16 protein-coding genes are annotated in these 18,389 nt (G+C 61.0%); 8 read left to right on the top strand and 8 right to left on the bottom strand.

All coding sequences use genetic code 11. From position 1 onward, the window contains the following. Window positions 1-73 precede the first annotated feature (73 nt). Window positions 74-448 carry an IPT/TIG domain-containing protein gene (locus tag LMT64_RS04380; protein WP_126351672.1) on the bottom strand — a complete coding sequence of 125 codons (375 nt, stop codon included), beginning with the start codon at window positions 446-448 and terminating at the stop codon, window positions 74-76. 100 nt (window positions 449-548) lie between these two features. Between LMT64_RS04380 and LMT64_RS04375 the strand changes: the two genes are divergently transcribed. From LMT64_RS04375 to LMT64_RS04370, 3 genes are all read left to right on the top strand, one after another. Beyond that, window positions 549-1,472 (top strand): diacylglycerol/lipid kinase family protein, encoded by a 924-nt coding sequence (locus LMT64_RS04375; protein ID WP_170165943.1) that lies wholly within the window; start codon window positions 549-551, stop codon window positions 1,470-1,472. A 391-nt stretch (window positions 1,473-1,863) separates the two neighbouring features. After that, window positions 1,864-2,274, top strand: a complete 411-nt coding sequence (locus tag LMT64_RS14255) for an ArsR/SmtB family transcription factor (RefSeq protein ID WP_126351670.1) — start codon at window positions 1,864-1,866, stop codon at window positions 2,272-2,274. 257 nt (window positions 2,275-2,531) lie between these two features. Beyond that, entirely contained in the window at window positions 2,532-3,536 is a 1,005-nt protein-coding gene (locus LMT64_RS04370; protein WP_229253120.1) for an IS630 family transposase, read from the top strand. Here the strand turns inward: LMT64_RS04370 and LMT64_RS04365 are convergent. Together LMT64_RS04365 and lnt are read right to left on the bottom strand one after the other, a co-directional pair. Then, window positions 3,530-4,744, bottom strand: a complete 1,215-nt coding sequence (locus LMT64_RS04365) for an MFS transporter (RefSeq protein ID WP_126351664.1) — start codon at window positions 4,742-4,744, stop codon at window positions 3,530-3,532. The genes LMT64_RS04370 and LMT64_RS04365 overlap by 7 nt on opposite strands. 4 nt (window positions 4,745-4,748) lie before the next feature. Continuing rightward, window positions 4,749-6,188 (bottom strand): apolipoprotein N-acyltransferase, encoded by a 1,440-nt coding sequence (gene lnt, locus LMT64_RS04360; protein ID WP_126351663.1) that lies wholly within the window; start codon window positions 6,186-6,188, stop codon window positions 4,749-4,751. An 80-nt stretch (window positions 6,189-6,268) separates the two neighbouring features. On the opposite strand from lnt, the gene LMT64_RS04355 reads away from it, so the two are divergent. From LMT64_RS04355 to LMT64_RS04345, 3 genes are read left to right on the top strand one after another with little or no spacing between them, the layout of a single operon-like run. After that, on the top strand, window positions 6,269-6,973 hold the full coding sequence (locus tag LMT64_RS04355) for a metallophosphoesterase family protein (RefSeq protein ID WP_229253384.1): 705 nt from the start codon (window positions 6,269-6,271) through the stop codon (window positions 6,971-6,973). Beyond that, on the top strand, window positions 6,973-7,725 hold the full coding sequence (locus tag LMT64_RS04350) for a C40 family peptidase (protein WP_126351661.1): 753 nt from the start codon (window positions 6,973-6,975) through the stop codon (window positions 7,723-7,725). Before LMT64_RS04355 ends, LMT64_RS04350 begins: the two co-directional genes overlap by 1 nt. Beyond that, window positions 7,722-8,738, top strand: a complete 1,017-nt coding sequence (locus LMT64_RS04345) for a dipeptide epimerase (RefSeq protein ID WP_126351660.1) — start codon at window positions 7,722-7,724, stop codon at window positions 8,736-8,738. Before LMT64_RS04350 ends, LMT64_RS04345 begins: the two co-directional genes overlap by 4 nt. 125 nt (window positions 8,739-8,863) lie before the next feature. Here the strand turns inward: LMT64_RS04345 and LMT64_RS04340 are convergent, their stop codons facing one another. From LMT64_RS04340 to fsa, 3 genes are read right to left on the bottom strand one after another with little or no spacing between them, the layout of a single operon-like run. Beyond that, window positions 8,864-9,622: an alpha/beta fold hydrolase gene (locus LMT64_RS04340; protein WP_126351659.1), complete on the bottom strand. Its 759-nt coding sequence runs from the start codon at window positions 9,620-9,622 to the stop codon at window positions 8,864-8,866. Further along, entirely contained in the window at window positions 9,615-10,877 is a 1,263-nt protein-coding gene (gene rho, locus LMT64_RS04335) for a transcription termination factor Rho (protein WP_229253383.1), read from the bottom strand. Before rho ends, LMT64_RS04340 begins: the two co-directional genes overlap by 8 nt. Continuing rightward, window positions 10,874-11,554, bottom strand: a complete 681-nt coding sequence (fsa, locus tag LMT64_RS04330) for a fructose-6-phosphate aldolase (protein ID WP_126351657.1) — start codon at window positions 11,552-11,554, stop codon at window positions 10,874-10,876. The genes rho and fsa overlap by 4 nt, the downstream gene beginning before the upstream one ends. Before the next feature lie 451 nt (window positions 11,555-12,005). Between fsa and ileS the strand changes: the two genes are divergently transcribed. After that, window positions 12,006-15,329 (top strand): isoleucine--tRNA ligase, encoded by a 3,324-nt coding sequence (ileS, locus tag LMT64_RS04325; protein WP_126351656.1) that lies wholly within the window; start codon window positions 12,006-12,008, stop codon window positions 15,327-15,329. A 251-nt stretch (window positions 15,330-15,580) separates the two neighbouring features. After that, the gene (locus LMT64_RS04320) at window positions 15,581-16,582 is read left to right on the top strand and encodes a DsbA family protein (RefSeq protein ID WP_126351655.1); all 1,002 of its coding nucleotides are present in this window, start codon (window positions 15,581-15,583) and stop codon (window positions 16,580-16,582) included. Window positions 16,583-16,609: 27 nt separating this feature from the next. Here the strand turns inward: LMT64_RS04320 and LMT64_RS04315 are convergent, their stop codons facing one another. Next, window positions 16,610-16,945: a hypothetical protein gene (locus LMT64_RS04315; RefSeq protein ID WP_126351654.1), complete on the bottom strand. Its 336-nt coding sequence runs from the start codon at window positions 16,943-16,945 to the stop codon at window positions 16,610-16,612. 2 nt (window positions 16,946-16,947) lie between these two features. Then, the gene (locus LMT64_RS04310; protein WP_126351653.1) at window positions 16,948-18,351 is read right to left on the bottom strand and encodes an aspartate kinase; all 1,404 of its coding nucleotides are present in this window, start codon (window positions 18,349-18,351) and stop codon (window positions 16,948-16,950) included. Window positions 18,352-18,389: the final 38 nt, after the last annotated feature.

Below are 18,389 nucleotides of genomic sequence, written 5' to 3'. Positions count from 1 at the left end.
AAAGGCGAGTCTATCAACAACAGCCAGGCCCCGCCCCCCCAAGCAGGAAGGGGGCCTGGTCGGCAGGCGTATTTTACTGGCTTACAGCGTAGGGTAGACCACTACTCTGCAGGCCGTCCACTTCCACGAAGACCCAGCCACCGCCTACAGGTGCATTGGCCGGAATGGTCAACACGATCTGGCTGCTGGTCCAGGACTGCACGGACGTTTTAGGAAAGACAAAACCGCCGGTGCCGTCTGCGTCTGCTGCCAGGCGCACCACTGAATTGTCTGCACCGCCCAGATAACGGCCTTGCAGCGTCAGGGTTCCGCCGCGTGCCACGGATGGAGAAGCCTTATACAGTACCGGGGTGACGGTTGCAGTGGGCTGGGGGGCCGCCTGCTGGGTGGGCATACAGGCGCTCAGCGAGCCGCCCAACAGTAAAGATACAAATAGGGTCCGTTTCATAGTGAATTCCTCCGCAATTTGCAGTCTAATGAGCGAAATGTCATCAGGTCAAACTGTTTCTTCTACCCGATCGTCTACTGGTGCCCAATTCACCGCTGCCATGCTAGAAAAAGGCGTCTTGGTCATCGCCAATCCCAAAAGCGGTGCGGGGGATCATGCCCTTCCGGATCTGCTGAATCTGCTGCGCGCCCAGGGGATTCCACTCACCGAGCGTCACTTGGAGGGAGAGCGGCCTATGGCGGATTACGTGTCTGATCTCGGAGATTTCGCTGCAGTGATTGGAGCCGGTGGTGACGGTACAGTCAGCGCACTGGCTTATGCCATGCGTGGTCAGGACATCCCATTGCTGGCCTTTCCTGCAGGCACGGCCAACCTGATCGCAGCCAATCTGAAGATTCCCGAAGAACCACAGGACCTGCTGCAACTGCTGCTCTCGGGCCGCACCGTGGAGCTGGATCTGGGTGAACTGGAAACCGGTGAGTCGCATGAGCGCAAAGGCTTTGCCATGTTGGCTGGAGCAGGTGCAGATGCCAACATGATCAAAGAAAGTGAACCGCTCAAGAAGAACTTCGGCACCATGGCCTATGTGCTGGCCGCCATGCGGCAGATCAACCCGGAAGTCACCACCTTCCATATCACCGCAGACGGTCAGGAGCGAACCTTTAGGGGCATCGGGGTGATGATCGCCAATCTGGGCATGGCCAACTACCGTATTCCCATCGCTTCCGACATCAGTCCTAGCGATGGGCGCTTCACGGTCATTCTCCTCAAAGAAGGCAATATCCTCCGTTTAGGGGCAAACCTCCTGGATTCCCTCAAGGCCAAGTTCAATCTTGGTGATCCCACCTTCAGCGACAATCTTGAAACCTTTACGGCTTCCGAGATCCGTGTGGTGGCTGATGAACCGTTCCCACTTCAATTCGATGGCGAGATGCATGTGGAAACCACGCCGTTTACTGCGCGTGTCCTGCCGAGGGCTGTGCCGTTCTTTACCATGCAGACTGAAGCCGATCTCTCGACCTGATCCTGATGTTGCCGTCCTAGAAGGCCTGGAATTTTCGAGGTTCCAGAATGGACGAGAAGACCCTTGCAGATTGAAATGAGGGGTAGAGGTTGGGGCAAAATATGCTGTGCAGAGCTAACAAAAGGCTCTGCACAGCATATTTTGTCTTCTCATTCTTACCTAAACAGTCTTAGATAAGAATGATCAGGGAAAGGGCAGGGCACGCGACTTATCGGCCACATGCCCTGATTTTGTAATTATGTGTGCGAGATGATAATAATAACGGTAGGTTGCATGATGTCTCATTAGTGAAGCCACATTTTGTGAAGTCTGAGAACCCCTCCCCCCAGAGGGTAACCCGTGCACTCAAGGTCGTTCTCAGATAACACAGTATTGCTATCCTCTACTTAAAATGGAAGCAAGATTTTCAAGTAGGGTTGTTAAGACCACGGAGCAAGGGCGGTTACTACTCTCTGACAGCTTCAGACCAATCTTATCGGCCCTTTGGTCTGGCTGCCATACCATCAGTGACATTGCGAACCGAGCTGGAGTGGACTTTAATACTGCTTACTACAGAGTCAGGCAATTAGAATCTAACGGCTTGGTGCAAGTCGGCAGCATAGTCAAGCGTAAAGGTCGAGGAATCAAATACCACGAGTTGACTGCTGATTCATATAAGGTGCCATTCTCATTAACCAGCCACGACACAATCACAGATTTTGTTCAAAAGGACTTTAGGACTTTGGAGAGGATCATAAGGTATTTGCATCTTCCATATCCAAACCCCTTACAGAAAAATATAGCTATGACGAGGCCGGTATAGAAATCAAAGCATCCGGAGGAAGACTACATAAATCGCTTTATGTAGCTGGCGATCAAACTGGAGATACGGATGCCATATCCATATGAATTAGAGTTCTCCTCAGGGAAGATGAGTTACAAAAAATCATTGACTTTACCTATGAGATGCTAAAAAAATCCGAAAATACAAAGGGTGAAAGACATTTATTTGGCCTTCACTTAGTGAAGCTTCCTACTATTGATAGCGGCGCAAGTATGCGCTGCTAAACTCCAGGGACCATGGAATGGCAACCGAACCAATATTCTCGTGCCCAACTTGAGGAGCGGCGCCTGGCTGCTACCGAGTGGCTGCAGCAAGGCAGCCACACACACCGCGAAATCGCTGCTCACTTTGGCGTCTCCGTGCTCACGGTGACTTCTTGGAGTGCTCGGCTCAGAAAGAAGGGAAGCTTGCAAGCGACGGTCAGCTCTGGTCGTCCTGCTCGACTGACTGAGTCTCAGCACGACCAGCTTCGCACCCTCCTGCAGGAGGGTGCTCTGCAGCATGGGTTTCCTGACGAAACCTGGACGACAAAACGTGTGGCAGAGCTCATCGGGCGGCACTTTGATGTGTGGTACCACCATGATCACGTCCGCAAAATCCTACGAAAGTTGGGTTTCAGCCCACAGATGCCAGATGGGCGGGCCGCTGAGCGGAACGAACTTCGGATCGCATCCTGGCGGGAACAGGTGCTGCCGGAGTTGGAAAAAAAGGTCGCTGAGGGAGCCACAATCATCTATCTGGATGAAGTCGGATTCTCTCTGAAAGGAGTCCAGCGACGGACATGGGGGGTGAGGGGCGTCACGCCCCTGGTCAAGCTCAGAGCAAACTGGGAGAAGCTTTCAACGATTGGGGCGATCACTTCAGATGGACGATTCTTCCAGCACACAATATCCGGAGCGATCCGGAGTAGAGAAGTCATACGATTCTTTGGGCACATCCTGCGCCAAGTTCAGGGGAACATCGTCGTGGTGCTGGACAATGCGAGAATTCATCACGCGAAAGTAACCCAGGCGTTCGTGGGTTCCCACGAACGCCTCTCTCTGATCTTTCTGCCTCCGTATGCTCCAGAGTTGAACCCGATCGAGTTGGTGTGGGCCTACGTCAAGCGCAATGTGTTGGGGAACTTTTGTGCCCACTCCATAAGAGCGCTGAAAAAGAGGCTTGTCACCGCCTGGCAGCGGGTCCGCTATATTCACCTGCCCCGTCAGCTTATGGACGCCAACTTACGCCGTTATCAATAAGCATTCAGACTGACAAGCTTAATGCGGCTCTTTACCACCCATACCCCAGCACTCACCAGCACCGCTGCCGCTGCGACCAGCCACAGTAGGCGACTCCCGTATGCGTCGGCGGCAGGACCTAGCAGGATCATGGCCAGGGGCATTCCGGCCATGCCACTGGCACCAATCAGGCCAAACACCCGTCCCCGGAATTCAGCGGGAATCACCGTCTGGCCTAGATAGGCAATAGCGGTATTGGTGAGCGCCAAACCTAAGCCAAGGAGTACCAGCGCCATATAAAAAAGCGTGGGCATATGACTCAGGGCCATCATGGCCAGTGATAAGCCAGCGGCTCCCAGCCCCAGCGGAAGCGCTAGCTTTGGAGCGAAACGGTTCCCGATAGCGGTAATACCGAGACTCCCCGCCAGCATCCCCCCCATTACGAGTGCCAGCGCGACACCGTAGTACGCTTCTGGCAGCCGCAGCAGTTCAATATGTGCAGGCAACAACATCTGCACCGGGGCAAAAGCCACGTTCACGACAAAGGCCAGCACTGGAATTAGGGCAAACCCTGGATACTGGCGTAAAGTCTGGAGGCCCGCTACAAAAGCGCTCCAGTAGCTTTCCTCCTTTGGCGCCTTTGCCCTTTCAGGAAGACGGATAAGCAGATAGGCAGCGGCGCTGATCAGGAAGGTGGCGGCGTCCAGAAGCAGGGTCTGGGGATTGCCCAGCCAGGCCACCAGGCCTGCTCCCGCCAGCAGCCCCACCAGTTGTGCGCTCTGCAGGCCCATACCCATCAAGCCGTTGGCGCGGGCCAGGTGTTCCTCCGGGACCAATTGGGGCAACAGGGTCGAGGTGGCTGGAGTGGTAAAAGCTGTGATCAGGCCGCTAAGAAACACCACTGTATTCAGCCAGAAGAGTGAAACCTCGCCACCCAGCAGGGCAAGACCAAGCGCCAGGACCAGCAAGCCCCGCAGCAAATCTCCTAAGAACAGCAGGGGCTTGAGGGCGACCCGGTCAACGACCACTCCAGCAAATGGACTGACCAGACCTGGCAGCAATCCCAGGGCCAGTGTGAGACCCATGGCACTGGACTGCCCGGTCATGCCATATACCAGCACTGCCACCACCACCGAAGTCAGTGAATTGCCGAACACCGACTGGAGGCCCGCCAGCCAGTAGATGGTAAAGCTGCGGGTCCATAGCGGTCCGGAGGGAGTGCTGGTCATCTTCCTAGGATTCCACTTCTTTTACTTGGAAGGAAAGGTCAGAATTCAAGTTGAGGCGCTGAGCACCCAAAATCAGCGCCAGGGCCAGCAGGAGGACCGGGGCGTCACCCAGGCGAGTGTAGATCGTTTGCCCAGTGAGCCGCTGATATTCGGCGCTGAAGCCTCCCGTGCCTTCCTTGAGAACCTGCACTGGCTGTCCCAGATCGTTCACGCTGCCGGCCCAGCCTCGCTGCACTGAGCGAAGCACCCAGCGGCGGTTCTCGATGGCGCGGACGCGGCCCATGTTGAAATGTTGCTGCACCCCAGCGGCGGCGTACCAGGAATCATTGCTGACATTGACAAGCACCTCTGCGCCCTGGCGGGTCAACTGGCGGGCGGGCCAGCTGAAGACCGAGTCATAGCAGATGTAGACCCCGTAGCGAATACCTTCCAGGACCAGAGGAATCATCTGCTGTGCGGGCCGAATGCTGGTGCTCAGGTCAAAGCCGGTCAGCCCACCCAGCGTGGTGTAAAGCGGCCCCAATACGTCCTGGAGGGGAAAGGCCTCACCGAAAGGCACTGGACGGCCTTTGTCGTTCTGGACCAGAATTTGGCCGTCACTGTCAATCGCAACGGCAAGATTTCGCCCGAAGTCCTCTTCGCGTAGATGTGCCCCGCTGATGCCAGGGCCTGGGAAGAGAACCTGATCTCCAGCATTCACATCCAGGGCCGTTTCTGACCAGATCAGCACTTCGCCTGCAGGGCGGTCCTGACTGGCACTCAGCAATTCCGGCAGCAAGCCTCCGCTGAAGCGGTCAAAGCCGTCCACCTCAGTACGGGTCAGGAAGGCACGGGCTGGTTCGCCCTGTGCCGGAAGGCGAGTCAGCCCATACGCGGTGGATAGTCCCAACAGGCCTAATAGAGTGAGCAGTGGCCAGGGACGGCGGGTGATCAGGGCGTCTGCAAGAGCAACAGCGGTCGTCACGGCCAGCCAGGACAGCAGCAGCAGTCCGCCCAGAGCGGCCACCTGGGCGACTGGCGTATCCAGCCAGACATAGCCGAGCGTGGGCCAGGGAAAGGCCAGTGTACCCAGAGTTCGTAGCCATTCCAGGATGACCCAGCCGCCCGCCAGAGCCCACAGTCGGGCACGGGGCGTATGAAAAAATCGCAGAACCAACCAGCCCAGCGCCGCGAAAAAGAGCCCCTGAATGGCGTAAAGAATCAGCGCCAGCCCTCCCAGCGGGGGAACACCAAAGATTTTGGCCGCCAGCACCGCAATCCACCACAGGTGCAGCCCTGTGTAAGCGAACGCGGCCACCCCCATCCGCCGTGCCGTGTCTGCCTGAGCGGCGTGATGTAACCAGACCGCCAGCGGCAGCACGCTCAGCCAGGCCCAGGGCGTCAGCGTCAGGGCGGCGGTGACCAGCCCCCACGATAGAGCCAGGATGTCAGATGAGCGGCGCATCCGCGCATGATAGTGGACGCAGTTGAGGGCTGCCGCATGGACCAGGTTCGCCCGCGCACTGGAGTAGGATGGGCTTTACTGTGCGACTGGGTATTATTAGTGATCTCCATGCCAACATTCATGCCCTGACGGCGTCCGCTGAGTTTCTGCGTGCTCAGGCAGTGGACCAGATTGTGGTGGTGGGTGATCTGGTGGGTTACGGCGCGAACCCTGGACCAGTCATCGACTATGTGCAGCAGCATGGATTTTCGGCCTGCCTGGGCTCGTCGGATATGCGTGTGGCCCTACCGCTGGGTGACCGTGAAGGTCGGCATGGACCCGCCGAACAGGTGATCAACTGGAGCCGCGACATACTCACCTCTGAGCAACTGGATTTCCTGCGTTCCCTTCCAGTGGGTGGGCGCCTCAAGACGCCCAGTGGACGAATTCGCTTCTTTCATGGCAGTCCACAGGATCCAGAAGAGAAGCTGGATTTGGCCGGCCCCGAGGAAAAACTACAGGTGCTGGCGGCGCAGTACCCCGCCCGCTTGATCGTGGCCGCAGGGGCCCATGTGCCCTTCGTGCGGCAGGTGGGCGAGGTGACTTTCTTAGATCCTGGATCGGTGGGCTTGTCGCTGAACCATGAACCCGGCGCAGATGTGGCCGTCATAGATTGTGTAGCGGATGCTGCGCCCCGCGTCACCCTGCATAAAGTCCCATACGATATTGCGTCCGCGGCCTTCGACATTATGGCCTGGGAATTGCCAGCCCAGATCGCCAATGTGATCAAAACCGGTCACGGCTGATGCTCCAAGCTGCCCGTCAGACCTGGCTGCGACGTGATCCTCAGGCGCAGTCTGAGACGGTCTCCGAGGTGCTCCTGGGTGAGCCACTGGACCTACTGGCCGAGCAGGGTGAATGGGCCCAGGTACAATTGATTGCGGATGGATATCAGGGCTGGATACAGTCGGAATGCATCCAGTCAGCGGTGCTGGGCGACTGGCAAACGGTGACGGCGTTGCGTGGTCATATCTACCAGGCCCCTTCGGTGGCTGCCCCGGTGCTGGGTCGCCTCAGTCAAGGGGCGCGGGTGATTCTCAGTGGTGAGCGCACTGAGGAGGATGCCCGCGTTTGGGAGCGACTGGCCTGGCCGGGCGGTTGGATACAGCGCTGTGTGTTTCGTTCACTCCCCCCCACTCTGGCTGAGCTGGGAGTGGAGTTTGTGGGGACGCCCTACCGCTGGGGCGGGCGTTCGGCTTGGGGGATCGATTGCTCTGGGCTAATGCAGGTGCTTCATGCAGCTTATGGATTACAGCTTCCGCGCGACTCGGGTGACCAGCGGCGGGCGCTGGCTCAGGTGGAAACTCCACGGGCTGGCGACCTGGCCTTTTTCCCCGGTCACGTCGGGTTGATGCTGGATGCGAAGCGAATGCTGAACTCGACCTCATATCACATGGCGGTTCAGATCGACACGTTAGGCGAAGAAGGTGGCGAATATGGCCGTCTGCTGGCTCGCGATTTACTGGGCTTTGGCCGCCCGGATTGGAGGAGAACATGATCACTTGGAGCCGATTTGACCTGACGACTGCTCAGCCGTTCGGGATTGCCCGCTGGACCCATTCCACCTATGAGCGGGTACGGGTGGAATGGCAACTGGGTGAGGTGACGGGCCAGGGTGAAGCGGCCCCCAATGCCTTTTATGGCGAGACGGGGGCAACGGTGCTGGCTGCACTGGAGCGGTTGGCCCCGCTGTTGGATGACCCCTGGGCCTTCCGGACCCTGGCTGGGCAACTAGACGCGGCGCTGGCTTACCACCCCAGTGCCAAATGTGCGCTGGAAATGGCCGCGCTGGAAGCTTGTGCGCTGAGTGTGAGCCGCCCGGTGCGCGAGCTGCTCGGCTTGCCCAGCGGCAAAATTCCCGAAAGTAGTTTCACCATTGGGATTGCTTCACTGCCGGAAATGCAGGCCCAGGCACGTGCAGCAGTAGAGCGCGGACACGCCGTCCTCAAGGTCAAGTTGGGCACCGCTCACGACGAGCAGATCCTGAGTGCTCTGCGCGAAGTGGCCCCGGCGGTGGCACTCAGGGTGGATGCCAATGCGGCCTGGACCCTGCCACAAGCGCGGCGGATGCTGGATGTGCTGGAGCACTGGCGGGTCGAGTTGCTGGAACAGCCTCTGCCTGCGGGCGATCTGGACGGCCACCGTGCCCTGCGCCGCTCGGCACGGCTGCCGATTATCGCAGATGAGAGTCTGCATTCAGTGGCCAATGTGCCTGCCCTGGCTGAAGCGTTTGATGGAGTGAACCTGAAACTGGCCAAGCTGGGTGGCCCAGTGCAAGGCCTCCGGGCCATGGAGCTGGCGCGGTTGCATGGGATGAGTGTGATGATCGGCTGCATGATCGAATCATCGCTAGGTATCGCGGCTGCAGTTACGCTGGCCCCGCAGTGTGATTGGGTGGATCTGGACTCTCCCCTGTTGCTGGCTGCAGATCCGGTGCAGGGGCTGATATGGGAAGCGGGATGCCTCAGCGTGTCCGACGCGCCGGGCTGGGGGGTGAGCTGGGTGGGGTAAGTCCCCTATTTTTTCTCTGAGCTTGTGAAATGTTTCACGCCGCTTAATTCTTGTCTTTGGTTCTGATTTTATTCTTTACTTCCAGGTTTTATAATTCGCGTTGTAATTTTTAACCATAAGTACATCTATTCTTCGTTCCCTGCTCCTCGGTCCAGACACTGTAGGAAATGCAGGACTTCCTCGTTAAAGCGTTCCGGCGCGTCCACCATTACGACGTGTCCAGCACGTGGAATTTCGACATACTGACCGTTGGGGAGGGCTTCGGCAAGGGTGCGGCCTAGGGCGGCAGGGACCAGGGCGTCACGCTCGCCCCAGATCACCAGGGTAGGGAGAGCGATGGCGGGCAGCATCTCCCCTGTCGGGTGGCCGAGGAGGTCCAGGGTGGAGCGGACCACATTGATAGGCCCAGCCCGGAGCGAATCGAACAGCACGGTGGGAATAAAGCTGAAGCGGCCAGTGACAGCGGCGCGGGGCAGTTGCAGCGCCGAGCGAAACAGGTCTGTTTCCAGCAGGCCCGACGCGCAGGCCAGCACCAGCGCCCGTAGCCGGTCAGAATGGCGCGAAGCCACGATGGTCGAAATCTGCCCGCCCATCGAGTGGCCCAGTAGAGTGACATCCTGCAGGTCCTGCGCTTCCAGCCAGGCTCCAATCAGCTGCGCGGAACCCTCTACCCCGAGCGCACGGTGACGCCAGGCCGAGCCGTAGCCGGTCAATTCAATGACATAGACCCGGAAGTGCGCCGAAAACGCAGGTAGGTTACGCTGCCACCAGCGCCGCGAGCCACTCAGGCCGTGAACCAGCACCAGCGGCGGACCGTGACCATATTCGCGCCAGTGCAGTACGCCGCCGCCATGCTCAAAAACCTGGCTGATACGTTTAGCCACGTCCGGTCAACTGCTGCAAAAATTCGGCGTTGTTGCCCGTCTTGCCCATGCGCCCGGTCAGCATTTCCATCGCGTCGGCGGGGTCCATGTCGCTGATCACTTTGCGCAGCAGCCAGACCTTGTCCAGCACAGGCTTATCCAGCAGCAATTCCTCACGGCGGGTACCGGACTTGAGGATATCCAGCGCCGGGAAAATACGGCGCTCCTCCAGGCGGCGGCTGAGGACCAGCTCGGCGTTGCCGGTTCCTTTGAATTCTTCGAAGATCACATCGTCCATGCGCGAGCCGGTTTCGACCAGGGCGGTGGCCAGGATGGTCAGGCTGCCTCCTTCGCGGGTATTGCGGGCGGCGCCGAGGAACTTTTTGGGCCAGTGCAGCGCATTGGAATCCAGGCTACCAGAAAGAGTGCGCCCGGTAGGCGGTGTGACCAGATTATTCGCGCGGGCCAGGCGAGTGATCGAGTCCAGCAAGATCACCACATGCCCGCCCTCTTCCACGATGCGGCGGGCGCGCTCGTGGACAAACTCGGCCACCCGGACATGGCGCTGCGGTGGCTCGTCGAAGGTGGAGGTGATGACCTCGGCCCCCGCCACGCTTTCGCGGAAATCAGTGACTTCTTCAGGGCGCTCGTCCACCAGCAGCACCATTACCCGGATGTCGGGGTAGTTCTTGACGATGGAGTTGGCGATTTTTTTCATCAGGGTGGTCTTGCCCGCTTTGGGGGGGGCCACGATCAGGGCACGCTGACCGCGCCCGATGGGAACGAGCAGATCCACCACCCGCAGGCTGATGCCGTCATCCATGGTGGGGTCTTCGAGCACCAGTTGCTGATCGGGGAAGGTCGGCGTCAGGTCGTCAAAACGCGGCCGGGCCTTGGCGGTGTCGGGGTCCACACCGTTGACCGCCTGAATGTTGAGCAGCGTGGGATAACGCTCGGTATCACGTGGCGGGCGCGAGAGGCCGATGACCTCATCGCCCGTTCGCAGCGCCAGATCGCGGATCAGCCCCGAGGTGACCAGCGCCACCCGTGAAGACGGGTCCAGCAAGTCCGCCTGCAAGAAGCCGTACCCGTCCTCAGAGACGGTCAGGTAGCCCCCCGTCAGTTGCTGCCCACCGCCCTGGGCCTGGGCTTCGAGCAGCCGCAGAATCAGGTCGTCTTTTTTCAGCTTGCGGTAGTCCTGAATGCCCTCCTGGGCCGCCAGCAGATGCAACTCCGGCAGGATCTTTTCGCGCAGTTCCTGAAAGCTGGGGCTCATTTGGCCTCTGAGCCTTTTTGAGCACTGTCCTGCTGGGTGCCCAGGCTGGCCCAGTCTTTCATAAAGCCCTCAATCCCAGCTTCGGTCAGCGGGTGGGCCACCATCTGGGTAAACACCTTGTAGGGAATCGTCGCCACGTCGGCTCCGGCCAGTGCCGACTGCACCACATGCTGTGGATGACGGATAGAGGCGGCCAGGACCTGCGTTCCGATGTCGCCCATCACATAGGCTTCTTTGATCTGGCGGATCAGCTCCATGCCGTCCCAGCCGATGTCGTCCACCCGGCCCGCGAAAGGGCTGACGTAGGTGGCCCCGGCGCGGGCGGCCAGCAGCGCCTGCGGCACGCTGAAGCACAGCGTCACGTTGGTCTTGATTCCTTCGCCCGTGAGGGTGCGGCAGGCCTGCAGCCCAGCGGGCGTCAGCGGCAGCTTGACCACGATGTGCTCGGACCAGGTGCCGATGTCGCGGCCCTCAGCAATCATTTCTTCGGCGCTCAGGCCAGTCACTTCGGCGCTGATGGCTCCGCCGACCAGTTCGGCGATTTCGGACACCACCTCGCGGAAGTCGCGGCCCGACTTGACGATCAGGCTGGGATTGGTGGTCACGCCGTCCAGCACACCCCAGGCGTGAATTTCGCGGATTTCGTCCATGATGGCGGTATCGATAAAAAATTTCATAGCGGCTCCTTGGCGGTGCTGGGTAGGGCTTGGGTTGGGATGGAATCTTACGCAGTCTAACGCGACCAGGGTGAGCTGTCCGCAGGACATCCGGCCTGCCCGGTGGAGCATTATCTTCACATCACGGGCCTGCTGTAGCTGCCATGCGCCGACAAATTCTTGGTAAACTGAGGCCCAAATCTAAGGCGACCGTGAGGCCAGTAGGCCCGGAACAGCGCGCCCAAGAGCGACCCAGGGACGGTGAAAGCCTGGGACACGCGCCCCCGGACTGCCGAACATCCCCTCCCGCGCCGGTGGAAGAACGCCCCAGGGGGCCAGTAGACCCACCCGGACACCCCCCGTCAGAGGGTCTATGCAACGAGGCCCTTTGGGGTGAAGTTTAGGTGGTACCACGCGCCGCGCCGCGTCCTGAGCAATGACTCTGGGCGCGGCACTGTTACTGGAGGCCTGTATGACCACATTCAAACCCGTTCCCCCGCAGCCCAACTACGCCGAGCTGGAGCGCGGCATTCTGCAAAAGTGGAAAGCCGAGCGCGTCTTCGAGCAAACCCAGGAGCGCCCTTCAGATAAGGAATTCGTCTTTTATGAAGGCCCGCCCACGGCCAACGGCAAGCCTGCGCTGCACCACGTGCTGGCCCGCTCGTTCAAGGACATCTTCCCGCGTTACAAAGTGATGCAGGGCTACCACGTGACCCGCAAGGGCGGCTGGGACACCCACGGCCTGCCGGTCGAAATCAGCGTGGAAAAGCGGCTGGGTTTGCAGGGGCGCAACCACGGCGCGACCCGCGAGGAGATGGAAGAGTTCAACCGCCTGTGCCGTACCTCGGTGTGGGAAACCATTCAGGATTGGAATGAGCTGACCGAGCGCATGGGCTACTGGGTGGACCTGGATGATCCTTATGTCACCTACGAGCAGGAGTACGTGGAGTCGGTCTGGAACCTGCTGCGCCGCCTGCACGACCAAGGCATGCTGGAGCAGGACTACAAGGTGGTGCCGCTCAGCCCGCGCATCTCCTCCACCCTGTCGCGGGCCGAGCTGGGCGAGGTGGACTCTTACCGCCTGGTGGACGACCCCAGCATCTACGTGCGCTTGCCAGTGGTCTGGGACACGCTGCCGGAACGCGCCCACGCGGCGCTGAGCGCCCTGAACGGTGAGGGGCGGCAGGGGCTGGCCTTACTCATCTGGACCACCACGCCCTGGACCCTGCCCAGCAACACGCTGGCCGCCGTGAACCCGGACCTGACCTATGTGGCGGCGCAGTCAAACGTGGGGCCAGTCATCGTGGCCGAAGAAGCGCTGGAGCGTCTGGCCGCGCTGCAAGGGGAAGTGCCGCTGGAAGTGCTGGCCCGCTTCCAGGGCCGCGACCTGGCCGGGGTGGAGTACGAGCCGCCCTTTCCTGAGGTATCGCTGGAACTGGGCGCACAACGCGAGTTGCACCAGCGCCGCGAAGATGGCCGCCCCTTGATGCACTTTGTGGTGATGGCCGATTTTATCAGCGCGGCGGACGGCTCCGGTGTGGCGCACCAAGCCCCCGTCTACGGTGCCGAGGACTTGGAGGTGGCCCGCGAGTACGGCGTGCCGATGGTGTTCGGGGTGGACGATCACGGCACCCTGCAGGTGACGGGCGAGCGCGGCAAGTTCTTCAAGGACGCCGACAAGGGCCTGATCCGCGACATGAAAGAGCGCGGTCTGGTGTTTTGGGCCGGGACCCTCAAGCACAGATACCCCTTCCACGACCGCACCGGCGATCCGATCCTTTACTTTGCCAAAAAGAGCTGGTATGTCCGCACCAGTCAGTACGCGGACGAAATGCTGGCCCAGAACGAGAAAATCAACTGGGTGCCGGGCAACATCAAGCGCGGACGCTTCGGCAACTGGCTGGAAGGCAACGTGGACTGGGCCATCAGCCGCGAGCGCTACTGGGGCACGCCGCTGCCGTTTTGGATGAGCGAAGACGGCGACCTGATCGTGGTGGGCAGCCGCGCCGAGCTGGAGGAGCTGACCGGGCGTGACCTGAGTGAGCTTGACCTGCACCGCCCTTACATTGACGACATCACCTTTGAGCGTGACGGCAAGGCATACCGCCGCGTGCCCGAAGTGCTGGACGTGTGGTTCGACTCTGGAGCGATGCCTTACGCGCAGTGGGGACTGCTGCTGGACCGCGAAGGCCACGCGATGCGCGGAGGGGAGCAGTTCGCGCGGCACTACCCGGCGGACTTTATCTCCGAGGCGATTGACCAGACGCGCGGGTGGTTCTACACCCTGCACGCCATCAGCACGCTGCTGTATGGGCAGCCCGCCTACAAAAACGTGATTTGCCTGGGTCACATCGTGGACGAAAAGGGCGCCAAGATGTCCAAGTCCAAAGGCAACGTGATCGCGCCGCTGCCGCTCTTTGATCAGTACGGGGCCGACAGCGTGCGCTGGTACATGTTCACAGCATCGGACCCTGGCGACCAGAAGCGCTTTTCCGAGCGGCTGGTGGGCGAGGCGCAGCGCGGCTTCGTGAACACGCTGTGGAACGTGTACTCGTTCTTCGTGCTGTACGCCAACCTGGACCAGCCGGATCTGAACGCAGCTCGCCCAGTCGCCGAGCGCTCCGAGATGGACCGCTGGCTGCTCAGCCGCCTGGAAGAGACCGTGCGCGATGTGACCACTCGCCTGGACGCTTACGACGTGCGCGGTGCAGGCCGCAGCCTGGCGGGTTTCACGGATGACCTGAGCAACTGGTACGTGCGGCGGTCCAGAAGTCGCTTTTGGAGTGGCACTCCGGCTGCCGGGGGCGGCCCCGGTCGCCCGAGCGGAGCGAGTGGGAGCGGCGCACAGGTCAACCACGACGCCTACGCCACCCTGCACGACGCGCTACTGACGGTGACCAAGCTGGCCGCACCGTTTACCCCATTTATCGCGGATGAGCTGTACCGGAATCTGTCCGCGGGAGCCGTGAGCGGCACCCCGAGCGGCGCGAGTACGGACGCCGCTGGCGAGACTGGGGAACAATCGGTTCACCTGGAGAGCTGGCCGCAGGTGCGTGAAGACCGCTTGGACGAAGGGCTGACCCGCGACATGGCCGCTGTGCTGAAAGTCGTGGAGTTAGGCCGGGCGGTGCGCGGACAGTACAATCTGAAGGTGCGTCAGCCACTAAGCAAGGTGCAGGTCCGTCTGCCCGACGCAGCGCTGGAAAACGCGGTGCGTGCCCACGAGGAGCAGGTCCGTGAGGAGCTGAACGTGAAAGCGGTGGAGTACCTCGGCGAAGGCACCGAGCTGATCACCTACTCACTGCGCCCCAACCTGCCGGTGGTGGGCAAGAAGTACGGCAAACAGCTACCGGCCCTGAAAGCGGCGCTGGCCGCAGCGGACGCCGCAGCAGTGGTCGCCACCGTGCAGGCGGGCGGCGTGGCCCGCTTGGGCGAATTTGAGCTGAGTGCCGAGGAACTGCTGATTGACGCTGGTGCCCCTGAGGGCGTGGCCGCCGCCGAGGACAGCGGCTATCTGGTGGCCTTCGACACCGAGCTGACCCGTGAGTTGATCCTGGAAGGGCTGGCCCGCGACCTGGTGCGCGGCATCCAAGAAGGCCGCAAGGCCGCCGGATTCGAGGTATCTGACCGCATCACGCTGAGCTTGGAACTGCACGGCGACGCGCTGGAAGCGGCACAGGCCTTTGAAGCGTACATCGCAGACGAGGTGCTGGCCGAGGGCGGGATCAGCTACGGTCCAGCCGAGGGACACAGCGCAGAGGTGGAGGGCGGCACGGCCTGGCTCAAGCGTCTGTAAGGCGAGAAGGGACATTTGCCATGTTCTTGTCAGACTCGAGGGGTTAAATTGACGCCATAAGACAGCCAGGCGCACAACACTTCTTACCGTTTGTGGTGAGTGCGCTCACCCTCAGGACTTCTAGGGTCCACTTGCACAGTCTGCGACCTGACTCTCTTATTTGAACCTGCGGCACCTGCTCTTTTCTGGGCAGGTGCTTCTTTTGGTCCTGCCGACGGTGCAGACTACGGCCAGTACCCTACACTGTTCGGATGAAAAAAACGATGTTGGTGGCCCTGACCCTGCTGCTTCCGGCAGGTCAGGCGCAACTTTGGGCAACGCCTCACGCCACGGTAGCTCAGCCCATATTGGCCGCGTTCAGCGGCGAAGGAGACATCTGGCACCAGGGGGATGTGCGCCTAGAACTGGACCGGGTTGGGCAGCGGGTCATCGGAATATATGTGACGGCCCCACAGGCCCAGACGGAAGCGGTGGCCCGTGGCATTCTGGCCGCCTGGGGAGCGCCGGAAACGGCTGTGCCGGACCTGCAAAAGTTACTGGATGACCCTGGCTTTCAGAAGCAAGTGTCGGGTCAACTGTTCGAGGAACTCGACCAATCCGGAGGAAGCGCCGTGCATGTGCGCCTACGCGGCGGTCAGTGGGAGGTGTACACAGCGATCAAGGTGCATGACACCGCCGCCTTTCCCCCAGTCACCAGCGCCTTGGGCAATGAGACCGCACAGGCACGCATCGACATTGCCAGTGATTATCAGTGCCCTTACTGCAACCAGCTCTGGCAGGGGGAGGCGCTGGCCGAGTGGCGGCGCAAACCCGGTGTGTACCGGCTGAACTATCACCATTTCCCACTGGGGATGCATCCGCTGGCGCTGCCTGCTGCACAGTATGCCGAGTGCGCCGCCGAACAGGGGCGCTTCTGGGAATTCTCGGATGAGATCAATGCAGACTTTGACCGCTGGATGGGGCAGCCCGACGCCGAGGCCCGTCAGAGCTTTATGGCGTACGCCGTCAGTGCCGGAGCCAAACAGCCGGAAATGGAAGCCTGCCTGGACAAGGTGAACACTCAGGCCATTATGGGCACCATGACCATCTTGCAGGGGCAGTTCGGGGTGAACAGCACGCCGTCGGTGTTCGTGAACGGCATCCGGGTAGGCAACTATGCCGACGCCGCGCAGATTCGGGCCATCCGGGCGGTGACCGAAGCGGGGCCGGGCGCGGGGAATGTGATTGCGAAGCGGCTGGAAACGATGCGCTGAGGCGGCGGCTGTGGTCACGGTCGGCGGCTAGCGGCGGGCCACACTGCAGAAAAACTCCTCCCCGGTCCGGAGCGACGCCTCGAAGGTGGGTCCCGCGTCTACGGCATACCGGTGATCCACCGTGCCGAACAGCCCGAAGAGTCGCAGCCGATACTGTCCCTCCCCGACCTTTTCCAGGGTAGACCTGGGATAGACCAGCCGGGAGAGCGGATTGTCGTAATAACCGCCGGTAAAAAGGATCATCGGCTCACAGGTTCGCCGCTCCTGCGCGGTCATGGGAAGGGCGGCGGGGTCCGGCCCGTTTGACAAGTTGCCGCAGCCGGCCAGAGTGAGGCACAGCAGCGCGGCTACCTGCGCCTGCACCCTTACTCCGCGCCCCGGCCCAGGCTGAAGGCGGCGTGCACAGCGCGGGTGGCCCCATCCACCTCACTGTTTTCAATCGCTACCGATACGTTCAACTCGCTGGACCCCTGCGAGATCATCAGGATGTTGGTGTCGGCTTCGGCCAGGGCGGTGAACATGCGGGCCGAAACCCCCTTCTGGCCGCGCATCCCGCCGCCCACGATGGCCAGCACCGCTTTGCCGGTCTGCTGCTCGTAACTCAGGTCATCGGCGGCAGAGAGGCGCAGGGCTTCCATGGCGCGGCCAGCGTCGGCATCAGGCACGGCGATAGACACGTTACTCATGGAGCTGCTCTGGGACACCATCAGCAGGGTGATGTTCTCGCGGGCGATGGCTGAAAACAGGCTGGCGACCACTTCCGGTACGCCCAGCACCCCGGCCCCGGTCACGTTGATCAGGCTGACATTGCGAATGGCGGTCACGGCCTTGACCGGATGCTGAATATCCATCGCTGCTTCAGCGCGGACCAGGGTGCCAGGGAAGTCAGGGTCGGCAGCACTCTTGACCCGCAGGGGAATGCCGCTTTCCTGCAGAGGCGTGACGGCCAGGGGATGCAACACCTTGGCACCGAAGTAGGCCAGTTCCATCACCTCGCCGTAGCTCAGCTCAGAGATGTTTTGCGCGTCGGGAATCACGCGGGGGTCGGCGGTCATCACGCCGTCCACGTCCTTCCAGGCCCAGACCTCGTCGGCAGCCAGCGCCCCGGCCAGGATGGTGGCGCTGTAGTCGGTGCCGCCACGTCCCAGGGTGGTGATCGCGCCGCCTTCGGTTTCCCCCATGAAGCCGGCCACCACCGGGGTCACGCCCGCGTCCAGCAGGCCGCCCAGACGGTCACGGATACGTTCGGCACTCTGGGGCAGTGGGCGAGCACTTCCAAAATGACGGTCCGTGAGGATACCCGCCGCGCCGCCGGTCAGATGATGTGCCCGCAGTTCCATTTGCGAGAGGGCCAGGCTCATCAGCGGTGCGCTGAGCCGCTCTCCAAACGCCACGATCATGTCGCGGGAGCGGGGGCTGAGTTCGCGCAGCAGATAGACGCCGTAGATGGCCTGACGCAAGGTTTCGAGCAGTTCACGAAGTTCACGGACCGTGGCACTATCAGGGCGTCCACCCAGTTCGGCGGCGGCGGTCATGTGGCGGGTGCGGATTTCCGCCAGGCTGTCGTTCGCGGCGGCAATATCACCTGTTTCGGCAGCGTCGGCGATGGTCAGCAGCGCGTTGGTCACGCCAGCCATCGCCGAAACCACCACGACCACCTTCACACCCTGATGGATAGAGCGGGCCGACAGCGACGCGGAATGCCGAATGGCCGCCGCGTCCTGCATGTTGGTTCCACCGAATTTCATGACCAGCAACGAATGAGACATGGTCGGCATTCTAAAGCAGCCAATCAGCGGTGATGGAA

This window comes from Deinococcus radiophilus (genome assembly GCF_020889625.1).
Classification (GTDB): domain Bacteria; phylum Deinococcota; class Deinococci; order Deinococcales; family Deinococcaceae; genus Deinococcus; species Deinococcus radiophilus.
The sequence above is the reverse complement of the archived record's forward strand: the minus strand, read 5'-3'. Positions and strand labels throughout refer to the sequence as shown.

Bases quoted from the DNA above. Each gene is read 5' to 3' on its own strand.
- LMT64_RS14255 (WP_126351670.1), top strand. From the start codon at position 1,864: ATGGAAGCAAGATTTTCAAGTAGGGTTGTTAAGACCACGGAGCAAGGG.
- LMT64_RS04380 (WP_126351672.1), bottom strand. From the start codon at position 448: ATGAAACGGACCCTATTTGTATCTTTACTGTTGGGCGGCTCGCTGAGC.
- LMT64_RS04310 (WP_126351653.1), bottom strand. From the start codon at position 18,351: ATGTCTCATTCGTTGCTGGTCATGAAATTCGGTGGAACCAACATGCAG.
- rho (WP_229253383.1), bottom strand. From the start codon at position 10,877: ATGAGCCCCAGCTTTCAGGAACTGCGCGAAAAGATCCTGCCGGAGTTG.
- LMT64_RS04370 (WP_229253120.1), top strand. From the start codon at position 2,532: ATGGAATGGCAACCGAACCAATATTCTCGTGCCCAACTTGAGGAGCGG.
- fsa (WP_126351657.1), bottom strand. From the start codon at position 11,554: ATGAAATTTTTTATCGATACCGCCATCATGGACGAAATCCGCGAAATT.
- LMT64_RS04320 (WP_126351655.1), top strand. From the start codon at position 15,581: ATGAAAAAAACGATGTTGGTGGCCCTGACCCTGCTGCTTCCGGCAGGT.
- LMT64_RS04375 (WP_170165943.1), top strand. From the start codon at position 549: ATGCTAGAAAAAGGCGTCTTGGTCATCGCCAATCCCAAAAGCGGTGCG.
- LMT64_RS04365 (WP_126351664.1), bottom strand. From the start codon at position 4,744: ATGACCAGCACTCCCTCCGGACCGCTATGGACCCGCAGCTTTACCATC.
- LMT64_RS04350 (WP_126351661.1), top strand. From the start codon at position 6,973: ATGCTCCAAGCTGCCCGTCAGACCTGGCTGCGACGTGATCCTCAGGCG.
- lnt (WP_126351663.1), bottom strand. From the start codon at position 6,188: ATGCGCCGCTCATCTGACATCCTGGCTCTATCGTGGGGGCTGGTCACC.
- ileS (WP_126351656.1), top strand. From the start codon at position 12,006: ATGACCACATTCAAACCCGTTCCCCCGCAGCCCAACTACGCCGAGCTG.
- LMT64_RS04345 (WP_126351660.1), top strand. From the start codon at position 7,722: ATGATCACTTGGAGCCGATTTGACCTGACGACTGCTCAGCCGTTCGGG.